Below are 20,520 nucleotides of genomic sequence, written 5' to 3'. Positions count from 1 at the left end.
ATTCCAGGCTGTTCACAGCCGGTGCCTCGGCAATGAGCGCATGATGTTCGGACCGAGCCGGTAGCAGCGCCCCGCCACACGGCGATCCAGCGAGCCTTAAGCAAATCCAAACGCCCGCTTCGAAAATGCAAACTTCGCAGGACCTGCTGCCTCGTTCATAGTAAGACCCTATTAAGCCCAATACGCGTATCCGGAGACTGTGCCCATGTCTGCTTCCCCGCAGAAACTCGACGACTGGCTCGACAAGCAGGAGGTGCTCAAAGACGACATCACCGCCTTTCCACTGAAGGCGATGGCGGCCACGCTCGATCGCGAAGAAAGCGGCGACAGCGTGCCGCCGCTGTGGCACTGGCTGTACTTTCTGCCGGTTGCGCCGATGTCCGAAGTCGGCCCGGACGGCCATCCGAAGCGCGGCGGTTTCCTGCCGCCCGTGCCGCTGCCGCGCCGCATGTGGGCCGGCGGCCGGTTGACTTTTCACGCGCCGCTGAAAGTGGGCGAACGTGCCACGCGGACTTCGACGATCGCCAATATCGAAGACAAGACCGGCCGGTCCGGCCGTCTCGTGTTCGTCACGGTGCAGCACACTATCGAAGCCGGCGGCGAACTGAAGCTGGAAGAAGAACACGACATCGTCTATCGCGACGCACCGCAGGACGGCGCGCGTCCGCCGCAACCGCAACTCGCGCCGGAAGACGAAACGTGGCGCCGCACGATCGACGCCGACGCCGTCATGCTGTTCCGCTACTCGGCGCTGACCTTCAACGGCCACCGCATTCACTACGACTATCCCTACGTCACCGAAGTCGAAAGCTATCCAGGCCTGATCGTCCACGGTCCGTTGATTGCCACTCTGCTGGTCGACCTGGTGCGCCGCGAGCAACCGCAGGCCACGCTGCAAAGTTTCGCTTTCAAGGCGGTGCGTCCGACCTTCGCCGGCCAGGCTTTCACGGTATGCGGCAAGCCATCCGCCGACGGCAAGCTCATCGAGTTGTGGGCCAAAGACCACGAAGGCTATCTGACCATGCGCGCCACGGCCGCTATTGCCTGAACTTCGCCTGAACTCCAAGAGATTCGACTATGCAAACCACGCAGCAGGATTCCTTTCAGGACATTCGCGAAGCCGTCCGCGATCTGTGCCAGCAATTTTCCGGCGAGTACTTTCGCAAGATCGACGAAGCACGCGGCTACCCTGAAGAATTCGTCGACGCGCTCACCAAAGCAGGCTGGCTGGCCGCGCTGATTCCGCAGGACTTCGGCGGCTCGGGGCTCGGGTTGACCGAAGCGTCGGTCATCATGGAAGAAATCAATCGCGCCGGCGGCAACTCGGGCGCCTGCCACGGCCAGATGTACAACATGGGCACGCTGTTGCGCCACGGTTCCGAAGAGCAGAAGCAAAAGTACTTGCCGAAGATCGCGTGCGGCGATTTGCGTCTGCAATCCATGGGCGTGACCGAGCCCTCGACGGGCACCGACACCACGAAGATCAAGACTACCGCCGAGCGACGCGGCGACCGCTATGTAATCAATGGACAGAAGGTGTGGATCTCGCGCGTGCAGCATTCGGATCTGATGATCCTGCTCGCGCGCACCACGCCGCTTGCGGACGTGAAGAAGAAATCCGAGGGCATGTCGATCTTTATCGTCGATCTGCGCGAAGCGATCGGCCACGGCATGACGGTGCAGCCGATTCTGAACATGGTCAATCACGAGACCAACGAACTCTTCTTCGACAACCTCGAAATCCCCGCCGAGAATCTGATTGGTGAAGAAGGACAGGGCTTCAAATACATCCTCGACGGCTTGAACGCGGAGCGCACGCTGATCGCCGCCGAATGTATCGGCGACGGCTACTGGTTTGTCGACAAGGTCACCGAGTACGCGAAAGAGCGCATCGTATTCGGCCGTCCGATCGGCCAGAACCAGGGCGTGCAGTTTCCGATCGCGCGCTCGTTCATCAATGTCGAGGCGGCCAGCCTGATGCGCTTCGAGGCGGCGCGCCGTTTTGACGCGCATCAACCATGCGGCGCACAGGCGAACATGGCGAAGCTGCTCGCGGCTGACGCGTCCTGGGAAGCAGCCAACGCGTGTCTGCAATTCCACGGCGGCTTCGGCTTTGCCTGCGAGTACGACGTCGAGCGCAAATTCCGTGAGACGCGTCTTTACCAGGTCGCGCCGATTTCCACCAATCTGATTCTTTCGTACGTGGCCGAGCATATTCTCGGGCTGCCGCGTTCGTTCTGACCTTCGGGCGCCAACAACATGAGACCACTCGACGGTATCAAGGTCGTCACGCTCGAACACGCGATCGCCGCGCCGTTCTGTACGCGTCAACTCGCGGATCTCGGCGCGCGGGTGATCAAGATCGAGCGGCCCGGCGTCGGCGACTTTGCGCGCGGCTACGACGAGCGCGTGCATGGACTGTCATCGCATTTCGTCTGGACCAATCGTTCGAAGGAAAGTCTTGCGCTCGATCTGAAGCAGCCTGCCGCAGCGGAGATTCTCGAAGCCCTGGTCGCCGACGCGGACGTACTGGTGCAGAACCTCGCGCCCGGCGCCGCGGACCGGCTTGGTCTCGGCTACGACACGCTGAGCGAGAAGTATCCGAAGCTGATCGTCTGCGATATTTCCGGCTATGGCGCCGACGGCCCGTATCGCGACAAGAAAGCCTACGACCTGCTGATCCAGAGCGAATCCGGTTTTCTATCGATCACCGGTTCGCCGGGCGAGCCGGCCAAGGCCGGATGCTCGATCGCGGATATTGCGGCGGGCATGTACGCGTATTCGAACATTCTGAGCGCGCTGCTTTTGCGCGGCCGCACGGGGCGCGGCTGCCGCATCGACGTATCGATGCTGGAGAGCATGGTCGAGTGGATGGGTTATCCGCTGTATTACGCGATCGACGGTCAAACGCCGCCTGCGCTCTCCGGCGCGGCGCACGCCACGATCTATCCGTACGGCCCGTTTCCGGCGGGCGACGGCAAGACGGTGATGCTCGGTCTGCAGAACGAGCGCGAGTGGAAGCTCTTTTGTGAACGCGTTTTGATGCAGCCAGAACTCGCCTCGGACGAGCGCTTCAATTCGAACTCGAAACGCACGTCGGCGCGAGACGCGTTGCGCGAGGTGATCGTCACGGCTTTTGCGAAGCTGAGTGCGGCGCAGGTTATCGAACGGCTCGATAGCGCCGGCATCGCCAACGCGCAAATGAACTCGCTCGGCGACGTGTGGGCGCATCCGCAATTGAAGGCGCGCGAGCGCTGGCATGAAGTCGGCACCCCGGCGGGCGTGGTGCCCGCTTTGTTGCCGCCGGGTTTGCCGACAGATGTCGAGCCGCGCATGGATCCGGTGCCCGCGCTCGGCGAGCATACCGACGCGATTCTGCGCGAACTCGGCTACGACAACGCACGGATCGACGCGCTGCGAGCCGCCGGCACGATCTGAATTTTCCTGTGCCGGCGCGTGAACGACGCCACGCCGGCGACCTGAACGAATACGAAGCGACCTCATCATGAACGACCATCCCAGTCTGACGCTTGCCACTTTCGCCGCTCAGCTCGGCTTCGACAGCATTCCGCACGCGGTGGTGGAGCGCACCGTCAACCTTTACGTCGACTGGCTCGGCTCGGCGTTGGCGGGCAAAGGCGCGCGGCCGGTCGACACGATTGCGCGCTTCGCTCGCCAGGCCGGCGGCGCGTCGAACAACGGCCCATGCGAAGTGTTGATCGACCGCAGCCGCACCACGCCGTATTTCGCGGCGATGATCAACGGCGCGGCATCGCACTTTGCCGAACAGGACGACGTGCACAACGGCTCGGTGTTTCATCCCGCGACGGTCGTGTTTCCGGTTGCGCTGGCGTTGGCGCAGGCGCATCGCAAGTCGGGCCGCGAGTTGATCGCGGCCGCCGTCGCGGGCTATGAAGTGGGCATCCGCATCGGCGAATTTTTGGGGCGCTCGCACTACAAGGTGTTTCACACCACGGGCACGGCGGGCACGGTCGCGGCGGCCGCGACAGCGGGACGGCTGCTCGGCTTGTCGCCGGTGCAGATGCTCGACGCGTTCGGCTCGGCGGGCACGCAGGCAAGCGGCTTGTGGGAGTTTCTGCGCGATGCCGCCGACTCGAAGCAACTGCACACGGCCATGGCGGCGGCCAACGGACTGATGGCCGCGCAACTCGCCGCCGACGGCTTCAAGGGCGCGACGCACATTCTCGAAGGCGCGCAAGGCATGGCGGCGGGTATGTCGAGCGACGCGGATCCGGCGCGCCTCGTCGACCGTTTGGGCAGCCGGTGGGCGACGGCGGAGACGTCGTTCAAGTATCACGCGGCGTGCCGTCACACGCATCCCGCCGCCGACGCGTTGCTGGCCGTGGTGCAGGAACACCGTCTCGCGCCGCGCGATATTGCGAAGGTCGTCACCCACGTCCATCAAGGCGCAATCGATGTTCTCGGCGCGGTCGTCACGCCGCGCACCGTGCACCAGGCGAAGTTCAACATGGGCACGGTGCTGGGACTGGTCGCGCATCACGGCTATGCGGGCGTGACCGAATTCGAGCAGGGGTTCGACGCGGATGCGATCGCCGCCTTCCGCGACAATGTCGAAATGGCTTTCGACGCCGAAGTCGACGCCGCTTATCCCGCGCGCTGGATCGGCAAGGTGACGGTCACGACCATTGACGGCCGCACGTTCAAGGGCCGCGTCGACGAACCGAAAGGCGACCCGGGCAATACGCTGTCGCGCGATGAGATTGCCACCAAGCTGCATCGGCTGGCGGCGTTTTCGGGCGCGGCCACCGAAGGCGAGGCCGCGCGATTGCTCGGCAACGCGTGGCAAATCGCGGAGCAAACGCAGGTCGGATCGGTCTTTGAAGCAGAGTCCAACGCCGCGTCCAAGGCAACGGTGGCCGCATGAGCGCCGCACTGCCGCGCTCCTATCTGTTCGTGCCGGGCAACCGCCCTGAGCGCTTCGAAAAAGCGCACGCAGCCGGCGCGGATGCGGTGATTCTCGATCTCGAAGATGCCGTGCAGCCCGATGAAAAACCGGCGGCGCGCGCGGCGGTGCTAGCCGCTGTATCGAGCGAAGCATCACGGCCCGCGTGGGTGCGCATCAACGGCTCGGACACGCGCTGGTTCAACGAGGATGTCGCCGTGCTGTCCGGACAGCCGGGTGTCGCGGGGATCGTGTTGCCTAAAGCGGAGACGCGTGAACAGATCGAGGCCGTGCTGGCGACGGCACATGCCGCGTTAAGCGTGTTGCCGATCGTTGAAACCGCACGCGGCTTTGCGAGCCTCGGGCTGTTGTGCGGCGCGCCGCGCGTGCAGCGCATCGTGTTCGGCACGCTGGATTTTCAGATCGATCTCGGTATCGACGGCGACGGCGAGGAACTGCATCTGTTCCGCTCGCAGATCGTGCTGGCGTCGCGGCTTGCCGGGATCGGCGCGCCGGTGGACGGCGTGTCGACCACCATCACCGATACCGGCGCCATCGAGGCCGACGCGCGCCGCGGCCGGCGTTTCGGCTTCGGCGGCAAGCTGTGCATTCATCCGAAGCAGATCGATGCGGTGCACCGCGCGTACGCGTGGAGCGACGCGGACAAGGCATGGGCGCAACGCGTCTTGGCCGCAGTGGAAACGAGCCACGGCGCGGCGGTGGCGGTGGACGGCAAGATGGTCGATATGCCGGTGATCCTGAAGGCACGAAGGATCCTGGCGGGCGCATAGGCTGCAATGAGCGCATTGCGGGCGCGATGTCGCGCGCCGTCCATTAACCGCGACGAAACATCGACTTCCAATAATGCCAATACCCTGAAGGCGCAGCGTGACGCAAACTGACGTCACGCGGGGGGACGCATTCGCGCCGCGTACTCAACATCATGCAACGAGCTGTCGCCATAAAAAGATAGCCATGCATCACTGTTTTGCGCGCGCGGTCCCACCGCGCGCGGACCCATCAGGAGACACAATTTGGCAACCGTCAATTCCGGCGCGCGGCTCGACCGCCTGCCCATCAGCCGCTTTCACTGGAACATTCTCGGCCTGATCGGCGCGGGCGCTTTCCTCGACGCCTTCGACATCTATCTCGCCAACGGCGCGTTAGCCGCGATGGTCAAGAGCGGCTTCACCGATTTGCGGCTCGGTTCGTTTTTCATCTCCGCAACCTTCATGGGCATGATGATCGGCGCGGGTCTGTCCGGTTATCTCGGCGACAGGTTCGGCCGGCGTTATTCGTATCAGGCGAACCTGGCGATCTTCGGTCTCGCCTCGATCGCCGCGTGTTTCGCACCGAATATCTACTGGCTGATTCTGTTGCGCTTCATCATGGGTGTGGGGCTCGGCGCGGAATTGGTGGTGGCGGCCGGAACGTTGTGCGAATTCGTGCCGCCGGCCACGCGCGGGCGCTGGACGTCGCTGCTTGCGTTGATCATCAATTCCGGCCTGCTCGGCGCGACGGCGATCGGCTACTGGGTGATTCCGCATCTCGGCTGGCGCTATATGTTTGCGATTGCCGGGGTCGGTGCGCTCGTCGTGTGGTTTCTGCGGCATCGGATGCCGGAATCGCCGCGCTGGCTGGAGACGGTCGGACGCCTCGAAGAAGCCGAGGCGACGGTGTCGGCAATCGAACGGCAGGTCGAGGCGCGGGTCGGCAAGTTGCCGCCGGTGGCGCGCGTGATGAGCCATGAGGTGCCGGCCGCACCGTTCTCGGCGCTGTTCGCGCGCGGCATGATCGGCCGCACGCTGGTGGCGGCGCTCACGTGCATGGCGATCAACATGTCGCTGTATGGGTTCGTTGCGTGGTTGCCGACGTTCTTCGTCAAGGAAGGGCTGACGATCGTGCAGTCGCTGGGGTTCGTGCTGCTGATGTCGTTCGGCGCACCGGCCGGCGCGGTGGTCGGGTATCTGGTCACGGACCGGATCGGCCGGCGCAACGGCATCGTGCTGTTCTCGCTCGTGACGATCGCGCTCGGGTTCGTGTACGTGCAAATGCGGGCGCCGGCGGCGATTTCCGTCGTGGGGTTCGCGCTGGTGACGGCGATCTATACGGTCTGCACGCTTGGCTTGTTCGGCTATATCCCGGAGTTGTTCCCGACCGCGCATCGGTTGCGGGGGACGGGCGTCGCCGGCACCTGCGGACGCGCCGCCTCCATGTCGACGCCTTATGTGGCGCTGCTGTTGTACACGCACTTTGGCGTGACGGGCGTGCTGACGATGGTCGGCGGCGTTCTGCTGTTGCTGAGCGTGGCGATCCTCGCGCTGCGGATCGAAACGAGCCAGCAGACGCTCGAAGACATCTCGCCCGATGCCGATCTGACGCCGAGCGGAGAGTTGTTCGAGAAGTCGGTTTAGGCCGCTGAGCGCGTGAGTGCGGACCGCCGATTCGCTCTTTCGGAGCGAGCGCGTTTTACGGTAAGCGCACCTGGATGCCGCATCACTGCGCTCGCGAAACCAGTGCGTGCCCCGCTTTTGTGCGCGATGCCTGGCTGGCACATATATCGACGACGCTCGCCAGCGGCTACAAAGCCGTCAGCAGACGGCCGGCATTGCCGCATCGCTTTCGCATTCGGCCAGCAACGAGAGCAGCTTGTCCAGCGCGAATGGTTTCCTCAAAAAGCCTTTGACGGGGAAAGCGGGTGCTTCGCCGCTGCCGCTCGTCAGAATCACGGGTACGGAAGCCAGTTCACTGCGTGCCTGCATCGATTCGATCAGTTCGGCGCCGTCCATGTTGGGCATGCGCCAGTCGCACACCACCGCGCTGACGCGCGTGCGTTGCAGTCGTTCAAAAGCTTCGGCGCCGTCCGCCGCCGTGGCGACCGTGTAACCACGGCCGACCAGCACGGCGCGCAGCGCGGACAATGCCTCGGGTTGGTCGTCGACCAGTAATACGCGACTCATAATGCTTATGCCTGAAATGTTCGGTTGGACTGGGCCTCGGATGTTCGTCGCGCCAGCCGCGACAGGACGTGGGCTGAATTGCCGCGTGTTCATGCCCTGTCGAGCCGGTGGTTAAAGCAAGCGCTGTGCCTGGTTGTGTGCGGCGGCGCATGACATGGCTTGCGGGGAGGCAGGAGGCGCTGATCAGAATCGGTTTTGACGTAGCGCAGAGGCGGTGACGAGTGTCGCGTTGCGGGGAACTGATAGGTCGCACGCGCCTCCGTGCATGATCCCCGGAGCGCAAGCGGCAAGCGGTTCAACGCTTACCTGCATCGCTGCCTCTAAAGCATGGAGTTGCAGGCGAGACCGGCGGCTTTGCCGAAACGGGCTAGCGTTTCCCTCGCGCCCGGTTAAGATTGGCCTTTGTCTTGAGAGCGCCCACGGCGCTTCAACTCTGGCCTTCATCATGCATTTCGATTTCGTAGACTTGCGATTGCTCCTCAACATCGCCGACACGCGGAACCTGGCGCGCGCAGCGGAACGCTCGCATCTGTCGGCGCCGGCGGCAAGCAACCGGGTCAAGAATCTCGAGGAACAACTGGGTTTCAAGCTGCTCTACCGCACCAGCCAGGGCGTGACGCTGACGCCTGCCGGCGAAGCTTTCGTGCATCACGCGCGGCTCGTACTGGAACGGGTCGAGCACCTGGCCGGCGACATGCAGGAGTATGGCGAAGGCGTCAAGGGACACGTGCGCATCTGGGCCAACACCACCGCGATCAGCGAGTTCATGCCGGCCGTGCTGAGTCATTTTTTGCGCGATCACCCTGACGTCAACATCGATCTGCGCGAAGTGTTGAGCGGCGAAATCGTCAAAGGCGTGGCGGATAGCGCGACGGATATCGGCATCGTCGCGGGTAACGTGCATGCGGAGCATCTGGAAATGCTGCCGTATCGCGACGACCGGCTCGTGCTGGTCACGTCGCGCGATCATCCGTTGGCACGTCTGGCGTCGGTGGACTTTGCGCAAGTGCTGGCGGCCAATTTCGTGAGCTTGCCGACTTCGAGCGCGATCCACGCATTCATCACCAGTGCCGCCGACGCGCTCGGCGCGCGTCTGAAATTGCGCATACAGGTGGGCAATTTCGAAGCCGCTTGCCGGATGATCGAAGCGGGCGTGGGCATCGGCATCGTGCCGGAATCGGTCGCGCTGCGGCACAAGAAGACGATGCAGATTGCCACGGTCGGACTGAACGACCCTTGGGCTGAGCGCAAGCTCAAAATCTGCGTGCGCAGCCTGAAGGACCTGCCGCCGTTCGCGCGTGTGCTCGTTGACCGGTTGATGGCGGGCGTTTGAGAAGCGCACCTTTGTCTACGCCGTAAGCGTCGATCTGGAGTCTTCAATAAGGGCGATTAGCTCGGGACTTGTGGCCTCGCATGCTCAGAACTCGTAGTCGACACACTGGCGCGATTCACGCAGTGGGGCGGTGAAGCTTTTGAGCGCCTCGTGCGCTGGATGACTCAGATAGGCGCTCATCGCGGCTCTGTCTACGAAGTCACACACCAGAACAAGGTCGTAAGTCGATTCGAGGTCTGTTGCCGCTACACCAACTTCCAGCTTCAGCATTCCCGGCACTATATCGCGGCATTCATCGAGCCTTTCTTTCAGCTTTTGTACATTTTCTGAACGCGATGCTCCCACTGCGTTCTCTTTGAGCTTCCACATCACAATGTGACGGATCACTGTATATCTCCTTTGAGTTCGGCCTTGCGCGTCATCGTTTCACGGCGCTTAGATGCGAAGACCGGGCTATTGATAAGCGTCAATTAGTCACGAGTTGGCGATCGGTAATTGCTTGCAAGGCGGCAATGTCGGCCTCCAGGGCTGGTGGCATATCCTCCCGCACGAAATCGAGCCACGATCGAATCTTTGCGTCGATGTATTGCCGGGAAAGATATAGCGCGTAAACATTCAGCGGCTGCAGTTCGAATCGAGGCAGGACCCGCACAAGCTCGCCGGAGCGCAAACCCGGAAGTGCAGACGCCGCAGGCAGTAAGCCGATGCCGGAGCCCTGCCGAATCACCAGCTCGAGCGCATCCGACAGATTCACCGAAAAGACCGATGGGCCAGGCGTGACTGTTACGGGTCCGTCGGTTCCCTCGAACATCCATTTCCCGTTTGGGAACACCGGATTTGTCAACTGGACACAGGTATGTCGCTGAAGCTCTTCAGGTTTAAGTGGCGTCCCATGTTTTCGGATATAGGCCGGTGAGGCGCACACGACACCTATGACCGTCCCAAGCCGATGTGCGATCAACCCGGAATCCGGAAGCTCCGGCGCAAGCATGATTGATGCATCGTAACCTTCATCGAGGAGATGCGGTACGGACTGCGAGAACGTCAGATCGATCTTGACTGACGGATAGCGCGCGCGAAAGCGCAGCAGTGTCGGGACGATGTGATGCTGCCCGAAGCTCGACATCGAATGGATTTTCAGCGTTCCGCCAGGACTCGTTCGCGCATCGCTTGCTTCGGCTTCTGCCCGCTCAATGTGGGAGAGTATCTTCTGACAATGATCGAGGTAGCGCTCACCGGCTTCAGTCAGGGCGATTTTGCGTGTCGTCCTGTTCAACAGGCGCGTGCTCAAGCGCATCTCGAGGTGCGAGACAGCACGCGATATCTGGCCGGTGGACATGTTCATCTGGCGTCCTGCTGCCGAAAAACCTCCGTCCGTTGCGACTCGCGCGAACACGCGCATGCTCTCAAGCGTATCCATAAGATTTCCGTTACATGCCGCTCGCCATGCCGAAGCGGGCTTTGAGTGTTTCAGTTAAAGCGCTATTTTTCGACAGTCGGTCATCGAGTCTTCCGAGGCATTTGTGCCGCGGTCATCAACCCGTTGAGCGCGATCCTCACAAGATCGCCTCCGGTCGGTCCTGCATGAAACTGCACCGCGGTGCCGTAAGTCAGTTCCATCACCAGCGCACCGAGTTCGAGCGCCGTTGCGGGCGCTCTGCCTTTCGGAAAAGCACGTAAAAGCAGCTTGCCGACGATCGTCCATTGCTTGGTGAACAGCTCGGTATGCCGTTTTGTCAGCGCTGCATCCTGCTTTGCATGACGGACCAGATCGAGTACTAACGGTCGCATGTCCGGTTCGTGAGTGTGAGAATTCGCCCATGCGCAAACCGCTTCGATGATTTCTTCCGGATCTGACACGCCTGCGAGTGCCGTCTCGATCTTTTCGATGTTTTGTCGAGTCGTGGCCTCGATCAATTGCAGGAAGATATCTTCTTTCGAGTCGAAGTTCGAATAGAACGCACCTTTCGTATAGCCGGCTTCCTCTGCAATCCGGTCGATGGATGCACCACCCAGTCCTTCGCGCGCAAACATTTTCGCGGCAGCAAGCATCAATTTCTCTCGCGTCTGTAAGCGACTCTCTTCTCTTGTCAATCTGGGCATTCCGGCGCTACCTCCTGGAAGTTTGACGTGTCAACCTGGCGCCGTCCTTGCCGAGTCTATGTGCACTGTGGGGACGACGGACATTCCGACACGAAGTCGATCAGCGGCTGGCTGGTTCGGATCAATGGTGATCTTCACGGGAAGCCGCTGAACCACTTTCGTAAAATTGCCTGTTGCATTGTCGGGTGCAATCGGTGAGAACGCGATCCCGCTGGCAGGGGCGAGACTGTCGATGTGGCCATGGATGATGGCGCCAGACAGCATGTCGATTCTGATTGTAACCGGTTGCCCGGGGCGAACATGCTGCAACTGGGTCTCGCGGAAATTGGCTTCGACATACGCCTGCTTCAATGGAACCACTGCGAGCAGCGGCGTGCCGACGTGAACATAAGCACCGGTCCGAAGGGTGCGCTGACCTACCATGCCGTCAATTGGCGCGACTATTCTCGTATAGGACAGGTTCAATTCCGCGGCCTGAAGCGTTGCCTTCGCCTTTGCAACCGTCGCGGTTGCCTGCTTTTGCTGGGCAAGAAGCACGTCGAGCTGATGTTGCGCGGCGTCGCGTGAGGCGGTGTCCTGCGCGTGACGGGCATTTGCAATCTGTAGTGTCGATTCGGCCTGCTGCTGCTCCTGAATCGTACCTGAACCGTCTTTCGCGAGATTCAAATAACGTTTCGAATTAGCCGCGGCGAAATTGACCGACGCGGTGTCACCGAGAATCGCAGCGTTGGCCTGCTGGATCAGGCTATGTTGTTGAACGGCGCTGGCCTGGAGCCTTGCTACGTCCGCCTCGGCGTTTTCGACGTCCGCCTTCGCGCTCGCGACGGCAACTACGAAGTCTCGATCATCGATCACGGCAAGTAACTGTCCTTTGTGAACAGTTTCATTGTCGTCCACCATGACCTCGAGTATGTTTCCGGCGACCTTCGGCGCGACAAAAGTCGAATCAGTCGCTATGTACGCGTCAGTCGTGGTCTGCTCCGAAGCTCTTCCTTCGTCGCGGTTGTAGAGATATAAGCTGGCGGCGCTGGCGGATATGAGCGCGATGGCAACGGCTATTTTCGCTGGTCGTGGGAGAGGCATGACAGTCACCTGGAAGTCGTATTGAGTATGGGCGGTCGAATGTAAGTCAGGTTCAGAACGAGCGGAATCAACAGAACGGCAAGGGCGCCGAGAATCAGATAGGAGTCGGCTATCGCGAGAACGAAGGCCTGCCGTGAGATGCGCTCAGCGAGGTCGCCAAGCGTTGACGGCCTGATCATTCCAGCGCCTGCAGCGGAATCCAGAATGACGTTGGCATGCATCTTTTCCCGGAGCACGAAAACGCGCTCGAGCATGGCATCCCCCAGCAGCGTTCCAAAAGCGCGAAACATGTTGATGATTCCCGATACGACCGGTCCTTCCATTGGTTGCACGACGCTGGTTGCCAGAAACAGCAAGGAGATCACAGCCATTGGCTGTCCGAGGGCCTGAAGCACCTGACCCATCAGGAACTCGTGCGCGATCCACTCCGATGTCACCTGGGCGTTCACCAGGCACGATGCCGCCAGAAACGCCAACCCCGTAGCGAACACGTGGCGCGCGTCGATCCATTGCTTGTAGAGAAGAAAGGAGACGGCAGGGCCGCACAGGATCTGAGGGACGCCAACCAAAAGTCCAATTCCTGCAATGTACGGTGTGCGGAATCCGTGTACTTCGATCAGATACTGTGCGGGTAGAAGCGAACCGGATAACAGCACGACCACCAGCGCAATAAAGATCGTAAATCCAAGCCCGAGGTTTCGTCGGTGGAGCAATTGAAGCTTGATGAACGGCAGAGGGTGAAACCACTCGGCAAGCAGAAATACAAACAGCAATATTGCGCCGAGGCAGAATAGCCAGGTGATAAGTGCGTCGTTAAACCAGTCGTAGCGCTCGCCCTGAGCCAATCCAACGCCTATACAAACCAGACCGCAGACGCCACTGAACAACCCCAGCCAGTCGAGGTTCTTGAAGCGGTCCAGGCGAACGGGATCCTGCGGGATGCCCCAGGCGACGGCCCAGATGGAGAAAATCGCAAGCGGAACGATTTGCCAGAACACGAGATGCCAATTGGACAACGTATCGGTGTACGTCGCGGAAAGCCACGTAGCAACATTTGGCGAAAAGGTCGCCGTCATCGCATACAACGCCAGTCCGTATAGCCTGAACGAAAGAGGGAAGAACCGGAGCGCTGCCGCCATCAGAACGGGAATGAGCAATCCACCGAAAAACCCTTGCAGGCATCGAAGCGCCAACAGCGCGCCAAAGCCAGGTGCAAGCGGGGTGAGCAATCCCAGCACAGTGAAGATGACGACTACGCCCACGTGAAAGCGTCTGAACGAGAACGTGACGGCGAACCAGGCCGCAAAGGGCATGGCGGCAAGCTCGAAAGCGGAGTACAGGCTGCCGATCCAGCTACCTTCATCGGCACCGACGCCGAATGCCGTCTTGATGTCGATGAGCGACAGACCACCGATTCGACTATTCAGGCCGGACATCATCGCGGCCGCGAAGACCCCAAGTACGCCAACCAATATGCGGCTGTTGAACGGATGCGGCGCGGCCGGCGTCGCCTGCGGCGACGCGGTGTGTTGCATCGATGTGATTGCTGCTGGCGTATTCATACTGTAAAGTATTTAAATACTGATTGGTATTTAAAGGAGCGAACACATGGATACCCCTATGTCCGAATGGCATGAAGTCGTCGAGTCAGAAACTAGCGCTTGGGCGCGTGATCTCGATCCGAATCTGTTCAGCGTCGATCATCGTCGGTTGTACGTTTGGCAGGACGAACTGGACGGTCAATGGCGCTGGGAAATCGAAACGTTCAGCGGTACCGGCGAGGCCGGATCAGGTATCGCCTGCGGCCTCGCAGAAGCCCAACTCGCTGCGGATCGTGCCGCTGCAGAGGCCTCAGGATCTCGCGGTTAGCCACCCGCCACCCCACTTGCGGGCGCGGGATGTCCCGCACTCGCGACAGGGGTCGTCTGGCCGTTGTCGAGTGGGGCATTCCATCCGCCGCCGAGAGACTTGTAGAGCTTCACCATCGCGAGCGAAACATTCGTCCGGCTCTGCGATAAAGCGGTTTCACTGGCGAGCAGGTCGCGTTGAGCGATGAGTACGGTCAGAAATGTGGAAGCGCCTTGTCCATAGCGATTCTTCGCGGTCTCAAATGCAATGCGGTTTTCATCGACGGCGGTGCCAAGCTGCGCGTACCGAAGTTGCTCGCTCCGATACGCCGTGATGCTGTCGTCCACCTCGTGCCAGGCGCCGAGAACCGTGCGTTGATACTGGATAGCGGCTTCCTGCTGCCGTGCTTTGGTCAAGGCGAGTGTGCCCATGAGGCGACCACCTTCAAAAATCGGTAGATGCAGCACAGGGCCGAACGCAAACTGTCGCGCGCTCCAGTCTCCCGCTTCGCTGAATTTCAGTGCCTGAATGCCGAAACTGCCGGTCAGACTGACGGTCGGGTAGAAGTTGGCTTTGGCTGCGCCGATGTCGGCGGTCGCGGCGTGCAATGCTGCCTCCGCACGCAAAATGTCCGGACGGCGGTGCGCGAGCTCTGATGGAAGCCCGACCGGCACGTTATCCGGCGGGACCGGAACGGTCACTGCCGCCTGCAGTTCGTCATCGAGCGCATGCGGCGCTTCGTCGACCAGAAGCGCCAATGCATTCATGAGCGCGGACACCTGCCGTTCGAGGTCGGGAATCGATGCGCTGACCGTTGCAAGCTGCGCTGCCGCGCTCGCACTGTCGTATCGGGTTGCGACGCCTTCATCCTGCCGATGTTTCGCAAGCCGCAGACTCGCGCGTGCAATGTCCTGGTTCTTTCGCGCTATGTCCAGCGTGTTCTGGACACCGCGAAGCTCGAGATAGGTCCGCGCGACTTCGGCGGAAACGGATACTTTTACGCCTGCGGCTTCGAGTGCCGCTGCTTCTGCGTTGGCCTGCGCGGATTCCCGGGTTCGCCGCACACGCCCCCACAGATCCAGCTCCCAGCTCGCGTCGAATCCGTACTGCCAAAGATTGTATGGCGCGGAGCCGCCACTTCCACTCAGTGCACTCGTTCCATAAGGGTCGGCACCGTTGGCTGCGGTTGCGCTGACCGGGCTGGACGGCCCGGTCAGTTTGAGTATTCCGTTTGGACTGGCCCGCTCACGCAACTCGGACGCATTCGCGCCGATGGTCGGATATAGATCGGCGCCCGCGATACGGAGCTTTGCTCTGCTTTGACCTATCCGCGCCTGCGCGGATTGCAGATCCAGGTTTTGACTCGTCGCGCGGACTTCGAGCGATGTCAGCAGAGGGTCGTTCAATAGCGTCCACCATTCCGGATTGAGGTACTGATCCGTCAGCCGACTTGGCACATCATTCGTGCGGCTGGTGAGCGAACTAAGGGGTGGTGTCGCGTTCGGCGACCGGAAATCGGGGCCGACACTGCAAGCAGCCACGCTTAAAAGCGCGAGCGCGGACAGTGAAGCACGCATTGAAGCTGTCAGAGGCATCTCGATTCCCGGCACGGTGATGATGTGCCTTTAATATACCATAAGGTATTTGAATACTAAAAGGTATATTAAGTTGCTCCGGGCACTCGCCTTGAAAGCGTCGGCGCACGGCTGCTGACTCATTCAGCCCGCGACGGCTGGAGCTGAGCGGGTCGATTGTCATGACGTTGCTCGTTCGCAGCCGGCTCGGAGCGCCTTTGCGCGATGCGCAGACTTTGTGGATAGTGAACCCAATCGCCGGGGTTATACCCACGTTGCTCCAGGTCGGCTAGTTCTTCACGAACCTGGGTGCGAGTGGGATGTTCGGTGTCTTGCGCGAATACTGTCACGGGAACGATCGAAGCGAGTGCCAGGAGGCAAAGCGGAACGGGATGTGTCATGGCTGGCATGGCCTTGGGCTGGTGAGTTGGAAAGCGATTGACCGTAAACATACTTAAAAGTATCTGCATACTTTAAGGGATGTAAATGTGGTTTTCGATGCTTTCCGGCAACGGCATAGAGCGCTAATCGCAAACGTACTGATCGCGTTTTAGCACCTGTGCTTCACTCAGCGATGAGCGGAGGCGATGCCCTGTCCCCCGCATTTCCGTCGTCGGCTTTGCGCGAACGGTACGTTCGCGGAAAACGAACGGTCGCTATCGCCATTCGCGTCCGGCTACGACATGAACGGCTCATCACACGCTTTTGCGCATGTGGTCGGCGTGCCAACCATTTCGATAGCCATCAAGAAATGGTTTCCATGACGCTCGATGTGGTGCGCGCGGTGGGAATTCCACCATAGTGACTTACTAATCGACGTGGTATCGTTTTCAGACCCATCTCGCACCTTACGTTCGCGCTGGCCGAGCAGTTAGCGTTGAAACGCTGGGCGGCCAGGACGTTCGCGGCAAGCGCCCCAGAGGCCGGAGACGTTTCATGGATATCTACTTAAGTATTGAAGCATTCGTGCGTGTCGCCGAGTCCGGCAACTTCGCGGCAGCGGCGAGGCAAATCGGCGTCGCCAAGTCTGTCATCAGTACGCGGGTACAACAACTTGAAGAGCATCTGGGCGTTTCGCTTTTTCACCGCTCGAGCAGGGCGGTGAAACTGTCGGAGTTTGGCATCTCCTACTACTCCGAGTGTCACGATCTGATCGGTCGCATGCAGGCGCTTTCCCAGCGATCGCGAGACACGACCACTGCTCTAGCCGGAACCATACGGGTCGCCGCACTGAACGGTTTCGCGCTCGAACACCTTCCCGGCATCATCGAGACATTCAGGAAAAGTAATCCGCGCGTCGAGTTCGATGTCTTCGCAAACGATCAGGTAGTGGACCCGGTGCAGGAGGGTTATGACGTCGTGCTTCAGATATTCCCGCCAGCGTCGGAATCTCTGATCGAGCGTCGACTATTTCGGATGCGAGGGGTGTTTGTCGCCACTCCGGGATATCTTGAAGGCGTGGCGCCTATTTCGACTCCAGACGATCTCGGTGCGCACGATTTCGCGTGCTACCGATACTATCCGTGGCGCAACCGATGGTCGCTAAACAACGGTTCGCAGCACAGCGAGGTGACATTGGTGCCTGCGCTTCGCTCCAATAGCGTACATCTGGTGCAGGAGTTTGCACGCAGGGGGATGGGAATCGCGTATCTGCCGACCATGGTTGCCTATCACGATCTTTTGCAAGGACGGCTCGTTCGTGTCCTGTCCGAGTTCGAGACGGATGTTCCGTACTTTTCTGCAGTCTACCCAACCTCACACCGCGCGACGGCGAAAGTGAAGCTGTTCCTCGATCTGCTCTCGTCTACGTTTTCGATGGAACCCGAATGGGATCGCTTGCTCGGTCTTACGCCAGGAAGCAGCACCTGATTTTTACCGCGGTCAAACTGACCCGCGTTTTCTTCGGCAGGGCAGCAGCATCTAGAATCGCGTTTGAATGCCCACGCGGCCTATGCATTGAGAACGGCTGCTCGACGGCCCAAATGTTCCGTTGATAGAAGCCGAGGCGCCCGAATTTGCGATCTGGTAGACAACGTTGACATAAGTCGTCGTCCGCTTGGACAGAATGTATTGTGCAACCGCCGTCACCTGATGAGCGTGGTGCCGATTGACAACGTCATTACCCCACATGTACATATAGTCCGCGCCGAACGCGACAGCAGGTGTGAAGCGATACAAGCCGCCGCTCTGGATCATGTTCACCGTCGCCCCGTTCGCGGTGTTGTGTGTGTTCGTATATAGCGCGGAGATCTGGCTTGTTCCGATCGAATATCGCACGCCGGCGCCGATATTCTGGATGGCCCCGCCTCCCAACTGCGCATAGCGCACGGATGTATAGGCCGCGCCGATGGCGAGTGGACCAGCAGCGAAACTTCCGCCCGCACTCGATGCGCTATTCTGTCTAAAATTTCCTGCAGCATTCCCGAACGCAAAAAGATAGCCCACCGTCATGCCGGCGAGTGTGGGCGATTTATATTTGATTGAATTGGACAGCGGTTCGCTTCCGTTCATATGGTCAAAATCATATGCTTCGTTCGGGGGTGAATCTGGAAGCTCGAGCCCGCTGAATGGGCCGTCCCGGAAGTTATAAAAACCACCCATGTATGCGGCGGCGTCCGCGTCGATGTCTCCTAGAAGGGTGTCGACCATGAAGTCTTGCTGGCGTCCGAATGTCAACGTGCCTAGATGATCATCTGATAGTCCGACGAAAGCTTCGCGAGAAAATAAAAGCCCGCTCGATTGATCCGCGTTGCTCCTGAAACCCACTGTCGATCCCGTACCAAGCAGGAATTGCGAGACGAGCCGAAAGATAACTTTCGTGCTTGTATCGATTTGCTCGCTACCTTGGAGCCCGAAAAGATTAGGAACGCCGACCCCGTCGTCCATTTTCCACGACGATGAACCGCCGCGATTGCTAATGTACGAGATGCCTGCATCGATCAGACCAAACATCACGACGCTATTTTCAGCACGGACAAACGGCGCGAAGGTGAACAAGGTTGCTGCAATGACAACGGCTTTTTTCATCTTTCCCTTCCGTTCAATTCTGAAAAGCGGAGGCGCGGACGAGTTGCAAGGCCGCGAGAAGACCCGTTTCCGGCCTCGCCTCGCGAGGTCAGAAAGGTTTAGTGCGTTGTGTGTGGACGTCCGCGGCGGATGCCATCAGGCGGTCCGACAGCGTTATGCGCTGTCAGACCTTCAGACGTCTGTGCGTCATGCAGCGAGGAGTTGCGGTTCGACAAACCGCTTGCCATTCAGCTTTTCGAAGTCGAGCAGGATCTGCCGCATGACGGAGCGATCGGTGCCGGCCTTTTCGAACATGGCAGTGTCGCGGGCGCGTTGGGCCGGGTCGCTTTCTTTCATCCACGTGAAGTTGGCAGTGGCCGTCGGAGAGGTGAACTCAAGAAACACCTTGCGGCGATCGACGGCGTATTCGTCGAGCAGCCTGAGCGGCGCGGCTTCCTTGATCACGGAGATCAGTGCTTCAGCAAGATGCTCCGCATCGAGCACGCCACCCGACAACCCGAGACCACCCATGGGATTGGTTGCGTGCGCGGCATCACCGGCGAGAATCACGCGGCCACGGCGGAATTCCGGTGCGCACCGCTGATGAACCCGGTACGGATTGAGGTGATCGACTCGATACTGTTCGGGTGCGGGAGCGCCGGGGAGCAGGCGCTTGAAGCGTTCAGGCAGACGTCGGCGAACTTCGGCCTCCGATATAGACGGATCTTCGCCGTAACAGACACGCCATAGGCCACTCTGATCGAGTTGGACGACGACAGCCCAATCCACAGGGTCGTGAACGAAATTGGCGCGTGAGTAGCCATGCAGCGAGAAGTCGTAGAAAACGTTGCTTGCCACGAGACGCTCAGGCCAGGTGATCCCGTCGAAGGTCATGCCGATTTTTTCGCGCACCGTGCTGCGGGCGCCATCGGTGGCTGCGACCCAGCGCGAGCGCAGGCGTGTCGTGCCACCCGGCCCCGTGGTCTGGATAGTTGCCCATGACGAGTCCTGGTCGATGCTTTCCACGCGATGATTCCAGCGGATATCGACATTGGTTAGCGTGCGCAAATGCTGAAGGATGACACCGGACACGTGGTTCTGTCCGAGCAGCAACATGTATGGGTAGTTTGTGTCCTTGGCGAGGACACTCCAGTCCATTTTGGCGATGAGTGAACCATCGCCGTGACGATAGGCGAAGTCAGGACACCACACTGCGCGTTTGCGAATATCGTCGAGCAGGCCGAAGCGGTCCAGAGCTGCGGCAGTGGGTGGCATGTAGGCCACGGCGCGTGGCGACGGCGAGATGCCGGATTCTGATTCGAGTACGACAACACGAACGCCGGCCCTGCCGAGTTTGAGGGCGGTAAGGAGTCCGACGGGGCCTCCACCGACGACGACCACTCCATCCAATGTTTCCATGTTCTGTCTCCTATCGATGTGCATCTGCAGGGGAAAATTCCGCCACCTGAAAGTCGAACTGCGCGTGGTCGGGAAATTTGAATCAAGCGTAACCAACCGGATTAACTGAGGCAATGCGATCCGGTTTGCCGTTCGCAAACGGACTGATCGGTTTTTAGCGGTGCCCTGCGCACGTATCGGGAGGGTAAATCCGGTTGACATGCGTTTAATGACGGAACAGTGCGATGTTCGCCGCAGGAAGCCGCGAATTGATCGTTTGTTTTTTGCAAC

19 protein-coding genes are annotated in these 20,520 nt (G+C 60.2%); 9 read left to right on the top strand and 10 right to left on the bottom strand.

Features of this window, described 5'->3' with window-relative positions:
* The first annotated feature begins 205 nt into the window (after positions 1-205).
* The 6 genes from PQR54_RS28920 (at position 206) to PQR54_RS28895 (ending at position 7,338) form a co-directional block, all read left to right on the top strand.
* The gene (locus tag PQR54_RS28920) at positions 206-1,048 is read left to right on the top strand and encodes an HTD2 family dehydratase (protein WP_408251731.1); all 843 of its coding nucleotides are present in this window, start codon (positions 206-208) and stop codon (positions 1,046-1,048) included.
* A 29-nt stretch (positions 1,049-1,077) separates the two neighbouring features.
* Positions 1,078-2,241 carry an acyl-CoA dehydrogenase family protein gene (locus PQR54_RS28915; protein ID WP_310816555.1) on the top strand — a complete coding sequence of 388 codons (1,164 nt, stop codon included), beginning with the start codon at positions 1,078-1,080 and terminating at the stop codon, positions 2,239-2,241.
* A gap of 18 nt (positions 2,242-2,259) precedes the next feature.
* On the top strand, positions 2,260-3,438 hold the full coding sequence (locus PQR54_RS28910) for a CaiB/BaiF CoA transferase family protein (RefSeq protein ID WP_408251728.1): 1,179 nt from the start codon (positions 2,260-2,262) through the stop codon (positions 3,436-3,438).
* A 67-nt stretch (positions 3,439-3,505) separates the two neighbouring features.
* Positions 3,506-4,906, top strand: a complete 1,401-nt coding sequence (locus tag PQR54_RS28905) for an MmgE/PrpD family protein (RefSeq protein WP_408251726.1) — start codon at positions 3,506-3,508, stop codon at positions 4,904-4,906.
* Positions 4,903-5,715 carry an HpcH/HpaI aldolase/citrate lyase family protein gene (locus PQR54_RS28900; protein WP_408251724.1) on the top strand — a complete coding sequence of 271 codons (813 nt, stop codon included), beginning with the start codon at positions 4,903-4,905 and terminating at the stop codon, positions 5,713-5,715. The genes PQR54_RS28905 and PQR54_RS28900 overlap by 4 nt, the downstream gene beginning before the upstream one ends.
* Before the next feature lie 243 nt (positions 5,716-5,958).
* A complete protein-coding gene (locus tag PQR54_RS28895; RefSeq protein ID WP_408251722.1) occupies positions 5,959-7,338 on the top strand; it encodes an MFS transporter in 1,380 nt (459 codons plus the stop codon).
* Positions 7,339-7,515: 177 nt separating this feature from the next.
* Here the strand turns inward: PQR54_RS28895 and PQR54_RS28890 are convergent, their stop codons facing one another.
* Complete coding sequence (locus PQR54_RS28890; RefSeq protein ID WP_012428397.1) at positions 7,516-7,884, bottom strand: response regulator; 369 nt, start codon at positions 7,882-7,884, stop codon at positions 7,516-7,518.
* 445 nt (positions 7,885-8,329) lie between these two features.
* Between PQR54_RS28890 and PQR54_RS28885 the strand changes: the two genes are divergently transcribed.
* Entirely contained in the window at positions 8,330-9,217 is an 888-nt protein-coding gene (locus PQR54_RS28885; RefSeq protein ID WP_408251721.1) for a LysR family transcriptional regulator, read from the top strand.
* A gap of 84 nt (positions 9,218-9,301) precedes the next feature.
* Here the strand turns inward: PQR54_RS28885 and PQR54_RS28880 are convergent, their stop codons facing one another.
* From PQR54_RS28880 to PQR54_RS28860, 5 genes are all read right to left on the bottom strand, one after another.
* Complete coding sequence (locus PQR54_RS28880) at positions 9,302-9,604, bottom strand: Dabb family protein (RefSeq protein WP_408251720.1); 303 nt, start codon at positions 9,602-9,604, stop codon at positions 9,302-9,304.
* A 79-nt stretch (positions 9,605-9,683) separates the two neighbouring features.
* Positions 9,684-10,637 carry a LysR family transcriptional regulator gene (locus PQR54_RS28875; protein WP_408251719.1) on the bottom strand — a complete coding sequence of 318 codons (954 nt, stop codon included), beginning with the start codon at positions 10,635-10,637 and terminating at the stop codon, positions 9,684-9,686.
* Between the two features lie 80 nt (positions 10,638-10,717).
* A complete protein-coding gene (locus tag PQR54_RS28870) occupies positions 10,718-11,320 on the bottom strand; it encodes a TetR/AcrR family transcriptional regulator (RefSeq protein WP_408251717.1) in 603 nt (200 codons plus the stop codon).
* Positions 11,321-11,350: 30 nt separating this feature from the next.
* Entirely contained in the window at positions 11,351-12,403 is a 1,053-nt protein-coding gene (locus PQR54_RS28865) for an HlyD family secretion protein (RefSeq protein ID WP_408251715.1), read from the bottom strand.
* A 5-nt stretch (positions 12,404-12,408) separates the two neighbouring features.
* Positions 12,409-13,965: an MFS transporter gene (locus PQR54_RS28860; protein ID WP_408251713.1), complete on the bottom strand. Its 1,557-nt coding sequence runs from the start codon at positions 13,963-13,965 to the stop codon at positions 12,409-12,411.
* Positions 13,966-14,011: 46 nt separating this feature from the next.
* On the opposite strand from PQR54_RS28860, the gene PQR54_RS28855 reads away from it, so the two are divergent.
* Positions 14,012-14,272, top strand: coding sequence for a hypothetical protein (locus PQR54_RS28855; RefSeq protein WP_408251711.1), 261 nt, complete (start codon positions 14,012-14,014; stop codon positions 14,270-14,272).
* Here the strand turns inward: PQR54_RS28855 and PQR54_RS28850 are convergent.
* Together PQR54_RS28850 and PQR54_RS28845 are read right to left on the bottom strand one after the other, a co-directional pair.
* Positions 14,269-15,828 (bottom strand): efflux transporter outer membrane subunit, encoded by a 1,560-nt coding sequence (locus PQR54_RS28850; protein WP_408251709.1) that lies wholly within the window; start codon positions 15,826-15,828, stop codon positions 14,269-14,271. The genes PQR54_RS28855 and PQR54_RS28850 overlap by 4 nt on opposite strands.
* 137 nt (positions 15,829-15,965) lie before the next feature.
* Entirely contained in the window at positions 15,966-16,226 is a 261-nt protein-coding gene (locus PQR54_RS28845; protein WP_408251707.1) for a DUF4148 domain-containing protein, read from the bottom strand.
* Positions 16,227-16,761: 535 nt separating this feature from the next.
* Here PQR54_RS28845 and PQR54_RS28840 point away from each other — a divergent pair.
* Complete coding sequence (locus tag PQR54_RS28840; protein ID WP_408251705.1) at positions 16,762-17,694, top strand: LysR family transcriptional regulator; 933 nt, start codon at positions 16,762-16,764, stop codon at positions 17,692-17,694.
* A gap of 51 nt (positions 17,695-17,745) precedes the next feature.
* On the opposite strand, the gene PQR54_RS28835 is transcribed toward PQR54_RS28840, so the two are convergent.
* The gene (locus tag PQR54_RS28835) at positions 17,746-18,852 is read right to left on the bottom strand and encodes a porin (RefSeq protein WP_408251703.1); all 1,107 of its coding nucleotides are present in this window, start codon (positions 18,850-18,852) and stop codon (positions 17,746-17,748) included.
* A gap of 186 nt (positions 18,853-19,038) precedes the next feature.
* The gene (locus tag PQR54_RS28830; protein ID WP_408251701.1) at positions 19,039-20,250 is read right to left on the bottom strand and encodes an FAD-dependent oxidoreductase; all 1,212 of its coding nucleotides are present in this window, start codon (positions 20,248-20,250) and stop codon (positions 19,039-19,041) included.
* Between the last annotated feature and the right edge of the window lie 270 nt (positions 20,251-20,520).

Source organism: Paraburkholderia phytofirmans (assembly GCF_046028095.1).
Classification (GTDB): domain Bacteria; phylum Pseudomonadota; class Gammaproteobacteria; order Burkholderiales; family Burkholderiaceae; genus Paraburkholderia; species Paraburkholderia phytofirmans_A.
Note: the sequence above shows the minus strand (reverse complement) of the source record. Positions and strands in the feature narration are given on the sequence as shown.

Bases quoted from the DNA above. Each gene is read 5' to 3' on its own strand.
- PQR54_RS28845 (WP_408251707.1), bottom strand. From the start codon at position 16,226: ATGACACATCCCGTTCCGCTTTGCCTCCTGGCACTCGCTTCGATCGTT.
- PQR54_RS28850 (WP_408251709.1), bottom strand. From the start codon at position 15,828: ATGCGTGCTTCACTGTCCGCGCTCGCGCTTTTAAGCGTGGCTGCTTGC.
- PQR54_RS28865 (WP_408251715.1), bottom strand. From the start codon at position 12,403: ATGCCTCTCCCACGACCAGCGAAAATAGCCGTTGCCATCGCGCTCATA.
- PQR54_RS28920 (WP_408251731.1), top strand. From the start codon at position 206: ATGTCTGCTTCCCCGCAGAAACTCGACGACTGGCTCGACAAGCAGGAG.
- PQR54_RS28860 (WP_408251713.1), bottom strand. From the start codon at position 13,965: ATGAATACGCCAGCAGCAATCACATCGATGCAACACACCGCGTCGCCG.
- PQR54_RS28835 (WP_408251703.1), bottom strand. From the start codon at position 18,852: ATGAAAAAAGCCGTTGTCATTGCAGCAACCTTGTTCACCTTCGCGCCG.
- PQR54_RS28840 (WP_408251705.1), top strand. From the start codon at position 16,762: ATGGATATCTACTTAAGTATTGAAGCATTCGTGCGTGTCGCCGAGTCC.
- PQR54_RS28900 (WP_408251724.1), top strand. From the start codon at position 4,903: ATGAGCGCCGCACTGCCGCGCTCCTATCTGTTCGTGCCGGGCAACCGC.
- PQR54_RS28885 (WP_408251721.1), top strand. From the start codon at position 8,330: ATGCATTTCGATTTCGTAGACTTGCGATTGCTCCTCAACATCGCCGAC.
- PQR54_RS28870 (WP_408251717.1), bottom strand. From the start codon at position 11,320: ATGCCCAGATTGACAAGAGAAGAGAGTCGCTTACAGACGCGAGAGAAA.
- PQR54_RS28830 (WP_408251701.1), bottom strand. From the start codon at position 20,250: ATGGAAACATTGGATGGAGTGGTCGTCGTCGGTGGAGGCCCCGTCGGA.
- PQR54_RS28915 (WP_310816555.1), top strand. From the start codon at position 1,078: ATGCAAACCACGCAGCAGGATTCCTTTCAGGACATTCGCGAAGCCGTC.
- PQR54_RS28855 (WP_408251711.1), top strand. From the start codon at position 14,012: ATGGATACCCCTATGTCCGAATGGCATGAAGTCGTCGAGTCAGAAACT.
- PQR54_RS28890 (WP_012428397.1), bottom strand. From the start codon at position 7,884: ATGAGTCGCGTATTACTGGTCGACGACCAACCCGAGGCATTGTCCGCG.
- PQR54_RS28905 (WP_408251726.1), top strand. From the start codon at position 3,506: ATGAACGACCATCCCAGTCTGACGCTTGCCACTTTCGCCGCTCAGCTC.
- PQR54_RS28875 (WP_408251719.1), bottom strand. From the start codon at position 10,637: ATGGATACGCTTGAGAGCATGCGCGTGTTCGCGCGAGTCGCAACGGAC.
- PQR54_RS28910 (WP_408251728.1), top strand. From the start codon at position 2,260: ATGAGACCACTCGACGGTATCAAGGTCGTCACGCTCGAACACGCGATC.